The organism is Levilactobacillus zymae, assembly GCF_032190635.1.
Classification (GTDB): Bacteria; Bacillota; Bacilli; order Lactobacillales; family Lactobacillaceae; genus Levilactobacillus; species Levilactobacillus zymae_A.
In genome coordinates, this window is sequence record NZ_JAVLAS010000001.1 from 2,630,150 (window position 1) to 2,645,371 (window position 15,222).

General features: G+C 56.1%; 1 protein-coding gene. It reads right to left on the minus strand.

Translation table 11 applies throughout. From position 1 onward, the window contains the following. Window positions 1–136 precede the first annotated feature (136 nt). Window positions 137–15,222: DUF5776 domain-containing protein (locus tag RI501_RS12490; protein ID WP_313823086.1), on the minus strand; the 15,086-nt coding region annotated here is incomplete at its 5' end.

Sequence of the window (15,222 nt, forward strand, 5' to 3'; positions counted from 1 at the left end):
TTAACCGGGTTTAAGCGCGCTTTAGTGACTAACTTCACGATCAACTTCATCCCAACCACCAAAAAGCGATGAGCACCGCTCCCTTACGGACGATGCTCATCGCTTTTTTAGCTGTGAAGCTCCTGTGACTTATCGACTATGACCGCCGAACGTACACGGAATTCCCGGTAATGTAACCCCCGGCAACCCGGTAACGTAACGTGCCATTATCCGAGAAGTCCCAACCAAGAACCTTCAAGGTTGTCTTGGCCTTGTAGTGGTGACCGGTCTTCTTCTGAAGGTTGTGGTCCTTATACAGGTTAGCCCCGCGCTTAACCGTCACGTGCTTTGGTGTCTTGACGATCCCCGTCTTGACCCATTGCTTGTTGGCCGTGATGTACTTCCCGTTAGTTAACTGGAAGCGCGTGGTTAAGTGGTAGTGCACGACTCGCTTGATCTTCAGTTGCTGACCTTGACGATAGTGCGTGACCTTGCCGGTTTGCTTGGTCGTCTTGTAGGCGTTGATGCCCTTCGGATTGATGACCGTGACCGTCATGGCCTTCAATTTCCCGTTCTTCAGGACGAAGTCGCCACTCTTGATCTTGGTCTTCAACGTGTACTTGGTCTTGGCCCGTGACCGCGACTCGTAGTACGTCTCGTGAACGTAAGCCTTGCGGGCCGTAATGTACCCGACTAAGCCGTACGTCTTGGACTTGTGGTTGACGTCGCGTACCTTGTAGCGTAAACGACCGCCCTTGGAACGTGCCGTGCCGATGATTACGAATTGTGGTTGCCGACCCCGTGGCATCTTCTTGTACCAGACGATCCGACCCTTCTTAGAGAAGGTGGCGGACTTGTACAAACCGATCTTCTTGACGGCGGTCACACTCTTACCGATCATCTTCGACTTGCCAGTCGAAATGGTATCGGCGCTGCTCCCGGTCTTCAAGGTGCCGGTTGTCGTGGTCGACGTGGTCCCTGTGCTGCCACCGGTCGTCCCAGTATTACCGGAACCACCAGAGTTGCCGGTGTTCCCCGTATTACCAGAATCACCCGCGTGACCCGACAAGCTGTTGCTGTTGGCAGCTTCGCTCATCGAAGCTTCACTCATTGAAGCCTCACTCATCGAGACTTGACTCATTGAAGCTTGACTCATTGAGGCTTCACTAGCAGAGGTTTCAGCCGAAACACTCGCCGAAACAATAGCCGAAGTTGAAGCACTCGCAGAGGCCTTAGCCGACTCATTAGCCGAAGCCATCGCTGAAGTTGAAGCCGAGACACTCGCAGAGGTCTTAGCCGACTCGTTGGCCGAAGTCATCGCCGAAGTTGAAGCCGAGGCACTGGCGGAAGCCACACTCTCGGACTTTTCAACCGAAGCACTCACCGAAGCGGATGTGTTGGCCGACTGGGTACTCATTGAGGCTTCCGATTGACTGACTTCAGACAATTGACTAGCCGTAGCACCCGAAGCGGCGCTGACGCTGTTTTCAGAAGCACTCATCTCGGAAACCTGACTCTGCAGGGAGTTCGAAACGGATACCAGACTGGCATTCGATTCGCTGATCTGCGAAGCGGAGATTTCAGATTGAACGGCGGCTTCAGATTGCGAAGCGGCACTCAAGCTGGTCAACGACTGACTGATGTCTGACGTCTGACTGGTCGATCCTGCGCTCAGGCTGGCCATCGATTCACTGATGGTCGATAACTCGCTGGCCTCACTTTGCGATTGGGCACTCAAGCTATCGAAGGCTTGCGACGTGACCGTCGAGGCACTGGCCGAAGCACTGGCACTCTGACTGGCCGCCGTTGATGCGGACTGAGCTGACGTTGATTGACTAGCACTAGCTTGCGCGGCATCGGAGGCCGATGCGGCAGCGGAAGCCGTAGCCGACTCACTCGCCGACGTCTGCGTGGACGTCCGCGATGTCGAGTTAGCCGACAAGATGCTGGCATCGGAAACCGACCGATCACTCAGGCTGGCCGTCGATGCGGAGATAACCGCACTGACACTGGCATCGCTAAGCGACCGTTGACTCAAGCTGGTCAATGAAGCCGTAATGCTGATGGAGCGTTGACTCAACGAGGATTCGGACTCGGAAACCCGCGCGGATTGACTAGCAATGGCGCTCGTCGAGGCATTGGCACTGGCTACAGCCGACGCTTGACTCTTCGAAGCATCACTGATGGAAGCCTCACTGACGGAAGTTTGACTCTCCGACAGATCACTCATGGATGCTTCGGATTGACTCAACTCGGAAACCTGACTGGCCGCCGATTGCGACGCATCACTGACACTCAAGTCGGAAGCCGAAATTGCGGACATCTGACTAGCCGTCGATGTCGATTGAACACTCAGACTGGCATTCGACTCACTTTGTTGTGATGTCGAGATGACGGACTGATGGCTGGCATCGGACAGCGATTGTTGACTCAGGCTGGCCGTCGATTCTGCCAAGCTAGCCGATTGACTGGCTTGTGACTGCGACGTCTCACTCAGACTAGCGTTGGACTGACTGATCTGTGAATCCAATGACGTGTTCGAGGCTTGACTCAAACTACCCTCACTGGCACTGATCAAGGAGTTATCACTGGCTTGTGATTGCGAGACTTCACTCAGACTGGCCATCGATTCACTGATCGTCGACCCTTGAACGGATTCGGAAACCGACCGCTCACTCAGACTCGCCATTGAAGCGGAGACTTCGCCGGAAACGGAAGCACTGGCTGAGGCGCTCTGACTGGCAACGGAAGCCGTTGACGCACTGGCGCTAGCCGTGGATTCACTGACCGAAGCCGACCCACTCGCAGAAGCACTGGCCGAAGCAATCGCCGATTCACTCTGTGACGCTTGCGTCGAAGTCCGGGACGTCGAGTTAGCCGACAAGATACTGTCATCGGAAACTGACCGGTCACTCAGACTGGCCGTCGAGGCCGCAATTGAGGCGCTCTGACTAGCTGCAGATTCGGATTGTTCGCTCAGGCTATCCGCCGAAACGGAATTGCTTGCCGAAACCCGACTCAGAGAAGCCGCACTCTCAGAAACCTGAACGGATTGACTGACAACGACACTGGTTGACGCACTCGCGGAAGCTTGACTCTGCGAAGCATCACTCATGGAAGCGAAGCTGGTCGACGTTTGACTCATCGAAGCTTCGGATTGTGAGGTTTCGGAAGCCACCCCACTCATCGAGCTTGAAGCAGCACTGACACTGGCATCGGAAGCCGACATCTCAGATTGTTCGCTGAGAACGGATTGCGAGTGAGCACTCAGGCTGGCGTTCGACGCGCTGGTCTGCGAGACGGACAAGACGGACTGTTCACTGGCATCCGATTGTGATTGGGCACTCAGGCTAGCTTCACTACCGCTAATCTCGGAAGCGTACGAGGAATCACTCGCCTCACTGAGACTAGCTTCACTGGCACTGATTGCGGACAATTCACTGGCCTGTGAAACGGACCGATCACTCAGACTGGCCGTGGAGTAAGCGATTGACGCTTGTTGCGATGCGGAAACCGAAGCACTACCACTGGCACTGATCGAGGCGGACTCGCTTTGAGAAGCTTGACTCGAACTCGTTTGTGCGGAGGTCGAAGCCGAAACACTGGCGGAAGTCGAAGCCGACTCGCTAGCGCTGGTTTGTTCCGACGTCCGGGACGTGGAGTTGGCCGACAGGATGCTGGTATCGGAGATTGACCGGTCACTCAGACTAGCTGCGGACTCGGAGATCTCGGCACTGACACTGGCATCGCTGATGGATTGTTGACTGTTACTGTTAGCCGAAGCCGATTCGCTGGCGGAGAGTTCACTCAGAGAAGCCGCACTCATGGAAACAACGGCGGATTGACTGGCGACGACACTAGCCGAAACGCTAGCGGAGTCGACCGCCGAAACCTGACTCAAGGAAGCTTCGGAGTTGGAAGCCTCGGAGGCCACGCTGGCAGCGGACTGGCTAACCACGCTGGTGCTATTTTCAGCAGACGTGATCGCGGATTGCTCGCTGGCGATCCCGGCAGATTGTTCACTCAGGCTGGCATTCGACATGCTCAGTTGTGAGTCGGCAATCTCGGATTGTTCGCTGGCATCGTGTTGTGATTGTTCACTCAGGCTGGCGTTGCTTTCACTAATCTGTGAATCGTAGTCGGAGTTCGATTCAGCGCTCAGGCTTTGCTCTTGCGAGGCGATGACCGAGTTCTGACTAGCTTCACTCGCGGACTTCTGACTGACACTGGCGTCGGAAGTGGAAATACTCAACGACGTGTCAACGGAAGTCTGAACACTTTGACTGACAACCGCGGAAACGGACTGATCAACCGAGTTCTGGCTGACGCTCAGGTCGGCGGAAGTCGAAGCCGAAGCACTCGCGGAAGTCGTTGCCGATTCACTAGCACTGGCTTGCGATTCCGTTCGTGACGTGGAGGCCACGACACTGGCATCGGAAACCGACCGGTCACTCAGGCTGGCGGCAGATGTGGAAGCCACCGAATTCTGACTCGCGATGCTCAACGATTGTTGACTGTTACTGTTGGCAGAAGCCGAGTTGCTTGCGGAAACCTGACTCAACGAGTTCTCACTCATCGAAGCTTCGGATTGCGAAGCGGCGGAGGCCACACTCAACGCGGAAGTCGAGGCGACACTCTGACTGGCTTCACTCGCCGACATCTCGGAGTGCTGACTGATCAACGACTCGGAAACGTGACTCAAGCTGGCGTTCGATTCGCTCAATTGCGATTCGGAGATCTGCGATTGTTGACTAGCCGCAGAAGCCGAAGCGGTACTCAAGCTGGCCGCGCTTTGACTCAGTTCGGAGTTGTACGTGGAGTCGGAAGCGTCACTCACGCTTTGTTCCGTAGAGGTCAACGCCGAAGCCTGACTCTCACCGGAATCAATGGTCTGACTGACACTAGCGATTGACCGCGAAACCTCAGCGGACTCGCTGGCCGACGTTGAAGCACTCTGGCTGGCGACGACCGAAGCAGACTGACTAGCAATCGACCGGGACTGACTGGTTAAGACGGAGTCGGAAGCCGATTGTTCAGCTGAAGTCGAGGCCGAAGCACTCTGACTAGCTTGTTCCGAGGTCCGGGAAGTCGAGTTGGCCGACAAGATGCTGGCGTCGGAAGCCGACCGGTCACTCAGGCTAGCTGCCGATTCAGACATCGCCGCACTTTGACTGGCGTCACTTTGCGATTGTTGACTGAGACTATTAGCGGATTCGGAGTTAGCCGCCGAAACGGTACTCAACGAAGCATCCGAAACGGAATTGTCAGCCGAAACACTCGCGGAGGTCGAGGCGGAGTCGGAAGCCGAAGCCACACTCATCGACCCGTGACTGATGGAGCCATCACTCAGGGAAGCTTCGGAAGCCGAAACTTCGGAGTTGGTGCTGGTCAACGATTCGTTGGCGTCACTGAGACTGGCTTCACTGGCCGAAACCATCGATAACTCACTGACGATATCCGTGGAGACCTGACTCAGACTGGCATTAGAAACGCTCAGTTGTGAATCGGCCATTTCGGATTGTTCACTGGCATCGACTTGCGATTGGGCACTCAGGCTGTTGGCTAAGCTGGTCATCGATTCATCATAGGACGAATCCGAAGCGTCGCTTAGGCTCTGTGCCGTCGAGGTCCAAGCGGAAACCTGACTGGCTTCACTATCGGACTTGGCACTGACACTGGCTACGGCTTTGGACATTTCAGCCGAGGCCGTTTGCGAAGCCCAGACGCTCTCGCTGGCCACGATAGCGGCCGAAGCACTGGCAGAAGCTTGGGCTTCACTGGTCAGAACGGACGTGGAAGCCGATTCGCTGGCCGAAACGTTGGCCGACTCGCTTTCACTGGTTTGGGTGGAATTCCGGGATTCGGAGTTGGCGGATAAGCCGCTAGCGGCGGAAGCCGACCGTTCACTCAAACTCAAAGCAGAGGCAGAAATTTCAGAAGTTTCACTGGCGTTGCTGTCGATCCGTTCGCTCAAACTTGCGGCGGAAACGTCGGCACTCGCGGAAACTTGACTCAACGACCAATTACTCATCGAGGCTTCAGACTGCGAAGCTTCGGAGGTGACGCTGCCCGCCGAGACGGAAGCGGCACTTTGACTCGCTTCCGCAACGGAAACGGACGTCAATTGACTAACGGTCGATTCGGACAAGGCACTCAGACTGGCGTTCGACGCGCTCAGTTCAGAGTCGGCGATGGCCGATTGTTCACTAGCATTAATTTGTGATTGAGCACTCAGGCTGTTGGCTAAGCTGGTCATCGACTCATCGTAAGACGAATCTGAGGCGTTGCTTAGGCTTTGTGTCGTGGAGGTCCAGGCTGAGACTTGACTGGCATCGGAGACCAGTTGTTGACTCAGGCTGGCCGCCGAAGTGGCGATGCTGATTGACGCTACGGCAGACTCACTAGCACTCTGACTAGCACTGATCGAAGCCGTGACACTGGCCGTTGAGGCACTCGCGGCGGATTCGACGGTAGCACTGGTCGACGCACTCGCGGAAGCGGCGGCCGATTCACTGGCCGACGTTTGGGCGGACGTCCGGGTGACGGAGGCCGCGGACAGGATGCTGGCATCGGAAGCCGACCGTTCGCTTAAGCTGTTGGCCGATTCGGAAGCCGTGGCACTCTGGCTGGCATCGGCGGACAACTGTTGACTCAAGCTGTTGGCCGAAGCCGAGTTAGATGCCGACAAGATACTTAATGAAGCATCCGATACGGAGTTATCAGCCGAGACGCTGGCCGATTGACTCGCCGAAGCTGAGGCCGATTCGCTGGCCGAAACACTAGCGGAAACACTGGCCCGTTGAGAATCACCCATCGAAGCTAAGCTCATCGATTCTTCGGATCGTGAAACTTCGGAGAATTGACTATCCGCGGATTGACTCGCCGCACTCAGACTAACCGTCGAAGCACTAACCACGGATTGTTGACTGGCAATCGAGTTAGATTGCTGGCTCAAGCTCTGGTTCGACAAGCTCATTTCAGAAACGGAAACGACCGATTGAACACTGGCATCGCTTTGCGAGACCGCACTCAAACTGGCGGCACTCTCACTGATTTGTGAGTCGTAAGACGAATCATTAGCGGCACTCAAACTCTGTGATTGCGAGGCAATCAGCGAGGTTTGACTCGCCTCACTGGCGGAACGGTCACTCAGGCTGGTCATCGATTCTTCAATCGAGGCAGCAACGGAAGTGGAAACCGCCGCACTCTCACGTGCAGAAGTCGAGGCCGATTCGCTAGCCGTGACGGAAGCTAAGCTGGCTTCCGTTGCGGTGCTGGCCGAAGCCTTAGCCGACTCAACCGCCGACTCACTTTGACTGGCCTGTAACGAGGTCCGAGACGTGGAGTTGGCCGACAAGACACTGGCATCGGACAACGACCGGTCACTGACACTGGCAACCGAGGCGGACAAGTCCGCACTCTGACTCGCCCCACTGGCAACCTGTTCACTCAGGCTGTTCGCGGAGGCCGAGTTGCTGGCCGATAAGACGCTCAGGGAGTTCTCGGTTTCGGAAATTAAGCTCTGTGACGCGTCACTCATCGAGGCTTCAGAAGCCGACACTTCGGAGGTCCGACTGGTCAAGGAATCGACCGCTTCACTTAGGCTGGTCAACGACGTGGAAACCGTCGATAACTGGCTAACCGTGGCTTGCGACAACTGACTCAGACTCATGTTCGAAACACTCAATTCGGATGCGGACATCATCGATTGCTCGTTGGCGTCGGAAACGGATTGTTCACTCAGGCTGGCATTGCTGTTGCTGATTTGTGAATCGTACGATGAATCGTGCGCATCACTCAAACTCTGTTCTTGTGAAGCTAATTGTTGACTAGCACTGGCTTCAGCAGCTGACTTGGCGCTGACGCTAGCGACATCCGTTGAGATGGATGCGACTTGCGAAGCCACAATCGAGGCACTGGTCGTTGCCGAAGTCGTGGCACTTTGACTGGCATTAGCCGACGCGGTGCTATCCACGATGGCCGTGGACGTCGAAGCCTGGGCTGATTCACTAGCGGATTGACTCTGACTCGTTTGCGTCGAGTTTCTGGACATCGAGTTCGCCGACAAGATGCTGCTATCGGCGGCGGAAATCTCACTCAATGACTGGTGACTCATGGACGCTTCGGACTGACTGATCTCGGAGTTGACACTCGCCGTAGCCGAAGCAGCCGCACTGACGCTGGCTTCAGCGGTTGAGACGGAGGCCTGTTGACTAGTGATGACCGTGGACAGTTGACTCAAGCTGGCGTTGGAAGCACTTAATTGGGCACTGGCAACGGCCGATTGTTGACTCGCATCAGACTGTGATTGGGCACTCAGACTGGTCAAGACGCTAGCGATTTCAGAGTTGAACGAGGAATCGGAAGCTTCACTGACACTCTGTTCCACGGAGGCCATGGACGCGTTGACGCTGGCTTCACTGATGGACGCGTCGCTGATACTGTTCAGCGATTCGACGATGGAAGCGGCTTGTGACGTCGAGACGCTGGCACTTTGGTTAGCCGAGGCAACGCTAGCTTCACTCGCCTCTGCGGCTGAGGTGCTGGCCGTTGCTGACGCGATCGCCGAAGCCTTCGCCGACTCACTGGCCGACTGGCTTTGACTGGTCTGCATCGACGTCCGGGATTCGGAGTTGGCCGACAACTCACTGGCGTCGGACAAGGACCGATCGCTGAGACTGGCCGCCGAAGCCGAAACGCTGGCTTCTACTTCAGACGTGGAAGCGACCCGTTCGCTGGTACTGTTGGCCGAGGCCGAGTTGCTAGCGGACAAGATACTCAAGGACGCATCACTAGCGGACAACTTAGCCGAACTTGCGGCGGATTCACTCGCCGAGACGCTGGCCGAAGCGGAAGCGGATAACCCACTCATTGAGGCTTCGGAAGCCGACATTTCGGAGTAGCGACTCCCTTGCGAGTTCAGTGCTTCGCTCAGGCTAGCCGTTGACGCATTGTTATCAGAAAGTTGACTGGCCGTCGAAGCGGACAGTTGACTCAAACTTTCGTTAGAAAGACTTTGTTCAGATGCGGAAATTGTTGATTGCTCAGTGGCATCGGAAGCCGAGAGTTGACTCAGGCTGGCGTTGCTTTCACTGATTTGGGAATTCAAGTCGGAATTAGATTCCGCACTCAAACTTTGAATTTGCGAAGCAATCTGATCACTCAGACTGGCCTCACTTGCGGATTTATCGCTGACACTGGCCATCGAGACGGAGATGGATGCTGATTCACTCGCCGAAATGGCTGCGCTGGCGTCCGCCGAGGCACTCGCCGAAACGATCGCCGTGGAGCGACTGACACTAGCGACGGTCGATTCACTGGCCGAAGCTTGTGCGGAGGTCGACGCGGAAGCACTTTGGCTAGCCGCCGTAGAGGTTCGAGAAGCGGAGTTGGCCGACAAGAGACTGACGTCGGATAAGGACCGTTCACTCAGACTGGCAGTTGACAACGAAACACTGGCACTTTGACTAGCCTGTGCCGACAAGTCGGCGCTGACGCTGTTGGCCGAAGCCGAGTTAGATGCCGACAAGACGCTCAGGGAATCCAGCGCTTGAGAAACGGCGGCGGAAACCTTGGCCGAAGTCGAAGCCGACACACTCGCGGAGGCACTGGCCGAAGCCGTACTCATCGAAGCCAAGCTGGTCGAGATGTCACTCAAGGAAGCTTCGGAGACCGAGGCTTCAGACAATTGACTGGCAACCGCTTCGGAAGCGGCACTCAGGCTATCATTGGAAGCACTGACCGCGGACTGCTGACTAGCTAATGAATTCGATTGGGCGCTCAGGCTGGCGTTAGAGAGACTCAGCTGCGAAGCAGAGATCAGCGATTGCTGACTGGCTTCGACTTGTGACTGGGCACTCAGACTAGCGGCACTCTCACTTAACTCTGAATTGTATTCAGAGTTGGAAGCGGCACTCAAGCTATTTTCTAGCGATGTCAAGGCATCGCTTTGGCTAGCTTCACTCTCAGAAACCTCGCTGAGGCTGTTCAGAGAAGCTGTGACGGAATCCCATTGACTAGTCGAAACGCTAGCACTGACACTGGCCGACTGGCTAGCCGATTGACTGGCCGTCGCGGACGTGACACTGTTCGAGTTTGCCACGGAGCTGGACGTCATGGCGGATTCGCTGGCCGATTGACTAGCCGACGTTTGCGCCGTGGTCCGTGACGTAGAAGCTGCGGCACTGGCATCGGAAACCGACCGGTCACTCAGACTGGCGGCGGAGGCAGAAGCTACCGCGCTCTGACTAGCGCCACTCACAATCTGTGAATTCAAGCTGTTCGTGGAAGCGGAATTACTTGCTGACAGTTGACTCAACGATTCCAGGCTCATTGACGCGAAGCTCTGGGATGTGACACTCATCGAAGCTTCAGACTGACTCACTTCGGAAAGCTGACTGGCGATGGACGTCGATGCGTCACTAGCGCTGACCAGCGATTTGGAAGCTGCCGAGGCTTCGCTGGCTGCGGAAGCCAAGTGGTCACTCAGGCTAGCGTTAGAGGCACTGATCTCGGAAACAGACATCATCGATTGTTCACTGGCGTCCGAAGCCGAAACAACGCTCAGGCTATCGTTAGAAGCACTGATCTGTGAATCGTATTCAGAGGTCGAGGCATCGCTGATACTGTTCTCCAGCGAAGCCAAGGACTCGCTTTGACTAGCTTCGATCGTGGACTTGTCACTGACACTGGCATCAGATTCGGAGATTGACGCCGACTGACTGGCCGAAACGATCGCGCTATCGCTTGCGGAGTCGGCAGCCGATTGACTGGCGACCTGCGAAGCGTCACTTTGCGACGTGGCTACGGAAGCCGAAACACTCGCCGAAGTCGACGCCGACGCACTTTGGCTAGCCGCCGTAGAGGTCCGGTCCGTGGAGTTGGCCGACAAACGGCTCTCATCGGTAGCGGAACGCTCACTCAGGCTAGCGGCGGAGGCCGATGCTTCCGCACTTTGACTAGCGCCGCTGGCCACCTGTTCACTCAGGCTGGCAGCGGACGTGTTATTGCTGATTGATGCGTTACTCAAGGAGGCATCACTGACGGAAACCAGGCTGACCGACAAGTCGCTCATCGAGGCTTCGGAAGCCGACATTTCGGAGTAGCGACTCCCTTGCGAGTTCACGGCTTCGCTCAGGCTGGCCGTCGAGGCATTGTTATCAGAAAGCTGACTGGCCGTCGAAGCGGACAGTTGACTCAAGCTTTCATTGGAAAGACTTTGTTCAGATGCGGAAATCACAGACTGTTCGGACGCGTTAGAAGCCGAGAGTTGACTCAGGCTAGCGTTGCTCTGACTGATCTGTGAATCGTATTCAGAAGTCGAGGCATCGCTGATACTCTGTTCCAGCGAAGCCAACGACTCGCTTTGACTGGCTTCGATCGTGGACTTGTCGCTGACACTGGCATCGGAAACGGAGATGGAAGCCGAGTCACTGGCAGAAATCGTCGCACTGGTGTCGGCCGATGTAGAAGCCGATTGACTAGCCGTCGATTCACTGGCACTGGCCTTAGCCGAATCAGCCGCGGAGACCGTCGCCGATTCACTGGCTGAGGCACTTTGACTGGCCGCCGTGGAAGTTCGCGACGTCGAGTTCGCCGACAAGACGCTGGCGTCGGAGACCGACCGTTCACTCAGACTGGCCGTGGAAGCCGCTAAGCTTTCACTTTGACTAGCCTGCAGGGACTGATCCGCGCTGACACTGTTGGCCGAAGCCGAGTTGCTTGCAGACAACTCACTCAAGGAACGATCCGACGTCGAAACGGTAGCGGAATCAGAAGCCGAAACGGAAGCCGAATCAGCCGCGGATTGAACGGCGGATGCCGTGCTCTTCGAAGCTTCACTGACGGAGTAATCACTCATGGAGGCTTCGGATTGGCTAACTTCAGAGAGTTGACTATCGGCGGACTGACTGGCCGCACTCAGGCTGGTCTCGGCCTCACTGACCGAGTTCAGTTGGCTGGTGACGGAGTTCAGGTGCTCGCTGACACTAGCGTTACTCATGCTCTGTTCGGATTCAGAGATCATCGATTGTTCAGACGCGTTAGAAACTGATAGGTCGCTCAGGCTAGCGTTACTTTGACTGATCTGTGAATCGTACTCGGAAGTCGAGGCATCGCTGATACTCTGTTCCAGCGAAGCCAAGGACTCACTTTGACTGGCGATGGAAGCCGACTTGTCGCTGACACTGGCGTCAGAAACGGAGATGGAAGCCGAGTCACTCGCGGAAATTGCCGCGCTGGTATCGGCCGATTCAGAAGCCGATTGAACGACCTCCGACCGACTAGCACTGGCCTTGGCCGAATCATCGGCGGAAGCGATCGCCGACTCACTCGCCGAGGCACTCTGGCTCGCGGCGGTTGAAGTCCGCGATGTCGAGTTGGCCGACAAGACGCTGGCGTCGGAAACCGACCGGTCACTGACACTGGCCGTCGAAGCCGCCGCACTCGCACTCTGACTCGCCTGACTCTCCAGCTGACTGGTCAAGCTGGCTTCGGACTTAGCAATGCTTTGCGATTGTTGACTCAGGGAGGCTTCGCTCTCGGAGACGTTGGATAATTGACTGGCAATGAGGCTGGTTGAGGCATTCGCTGAGGCAACTGCCGAAGCTTGACTCTCGGAAGCAAAGCTATTGGACGTGTCACTCATCGAGGCTTCGGATTGCGATAATTCGGATAACTGACTGTTCAGAGATTCGGAAGCCGCACTTTGACTGGCTTCAGAAGCACTCATCGCAGAAACCTGGCTGGCCGCCGAAGCGGATAAGCTGTTCAGGCTAGCATTCGAAGCACTCAATTCGGATTCGGACATCATCGATTGCTCGTTGGCGTCGGAAACGGATTGGTTGCTCAGGCTCGCGGCACTTTCGCTGAGTTGAGAATTGTAATCGGAGTTGGACGCCGCACTTAAGCTGTGTTCCAACGAAGCGATGGATTCACTCAGACTAGCTTCAGAGACGGACTTGGCACTGACACTGGCATCCGAAGCGGACGTCGATGCAGAGACCTCAGCCGAATCAGCAGCACTTTGACTGGCCGACTCGGAAGCCGATTGTTCAGCATCGGAGCGACTGGCACTGGCACTAGCCGATTCAGAAGCCGAAACGCTAGCCGAGTTGTCGGCCGATTCGCTTTGGCTGGTCTGCGTTGAGGTCCGCGACGTCGAGTTCGCCGACAGGATACTATCATTCGACAATGAATGTGCGCTCAGGCTCGCGGCCGACTCGGAAGTTGCGGAGTTCTGACTCGCGACGCTTTCGGAGTACTCACTCAAACTATTAGCGGAATCGACGTTACTGATCGACTGGGCACTCAACGAGGCTTCACTGGCCGAAATTTCACTTAAGGAAACCTGACTCAATGAGGCTTCGGAAGTCGAGGCCGCCGACAACTGACTGGCGACAGACTCGGAAGCGACACTAGCACTGGCATCCGATTGACTCATTTCAGATAACTGGCTGGCCGTCGAAACAGAAGCGTTGCTCAGGCTGGCGTTCGAGGCACTCAATTCGGATTCGGACATCATCGATTGCTCGTTGGCGTCGGAAACGGATTGATTACTCAGGCTCGCGGCACTTTCGCTGAGTTGAGAATTGTAATCGGAGTTGGACGCCGCACTTAAGCTGTGTTCCAACGAAGCGATGGATTCGCTCAGACTAGCTTCAGAGACGGACTTGGCACTGACACTGGCATCCGAAGCGGATGTCGATGCGGAAACCTCAGCCGAATCAACAGCACTTTGACTGGCCGACTCGGAAGCCGATTGTTCGGCATCGGAGCGACTAGCACTGGCGTCGGCAGAATCAGAAGCCGAAACCGTCGCGGATTCGCTGGCCGAAGCCGAAGCACTGGCCGCGGATTCAGTCCGGGACGTGGAAGCCGCCACGCTGGCATCACTAGCTGACCGTTCGCTCAGACTAGCGGCAGATGCGGACGCTAATGAATTCTGGCTTGCTAACGATTCGGAGACCTGACTGACGCTGTTTGCGGAAACCGAGTTGGAAGCTGATTGATCACTTAAGGAGGCTTCACTAGCGGAGATGCGACTCAGAGACGCCCCACTCATCGAGGCTTCGCTCGTGGAGAACTCGGACGCTTGACTCGCCGCGGAAGCAACCGTCTGACTCACACTCGCCGAGGCTTGACTGTTGGCCGAAGCCTGACTGTCAAGTTGACTCTGGTGAGCACTGACACTGGCATTACTCAGGCTCAGGGCTGATTCGGAAATCGCCGAAACCTCACTGACATTGGAAGCCGAAAGGTCACTGAGACTGGCGTTACTTTGACTGATTTGCGAATCGTATTCAGAAGTCGAGGCATCACTGATACTCTGTTCCAGCGAAGCCAAGGACTCACTTTGACTGGCCAGGTCCGTAGACTTCTGGCTCAGACTCATATCGGCATCGGATAACGAAGCAGCTTGCGAAGCCGAAACCTCAGCACTCGCTGCGGCCGAAACCGTGGCGGACTCGCTCGCACTAGCATTCGCAACGCTGGTAGCGACGGAATCGGAAGCAGAAGCACTCGCCGAGACGCTGGCCGAGGTGCTTTGACTCGCCTGCGAAACCGTCCGGGAGGTGGAGTTGTCATTCCAAACACTGGCATCACTAGCCGACCGGTCACTCAGACTGGCAACTGAGGCCGAAGCCGCAGCACTTTGACTGGCGATCGATTGAGCTTGTTCGCTCAGGCTAGCCGACGTGGACGCCGCAGCACTGGCGACGTCACTCAGGGAAGCCTCACTGGCGGAGATCAGGCTCAGCGAAGCATCGCTCATCGAGGCTTCGGACTGACTCAGTTCGGAAGCCTGACTGTTCAAGGCTTGCGAGGTCTCACTGACACTGGCATCGGAAGCACTGACTGCGGACAGCTGACTAGCAATCGAGTTAGAAACTTGGCTGAGACTAGCGTTACTTGCGCTTTGATCAGAAGCCGACATCATCGATTGTTCGTTGGCGTCGGAGACGGATTGGGCACTCAGGCTAGCGTTCGACTCACTAATTTGCGAATCGTAAGACGAGTCGTGCGCATCGCTTAAGCTCTGTTCCGCGGACGCGATGGCGTCACTCAGACTGGCTTCAGAAGCGGACTTGGCACTGACACTGGCGTCAGATTCGGAGATCGAAGCGGCTTGAGAGGCCGAAATCTCAGCACTGGTTTGTGCTGACGTAACAGCCGAGGCACTGGCCTCAGCCGAGGCGTCACTGGCTTCACTCGCCGTAGAAGCAGAAAGCTCAGCGGATGCAC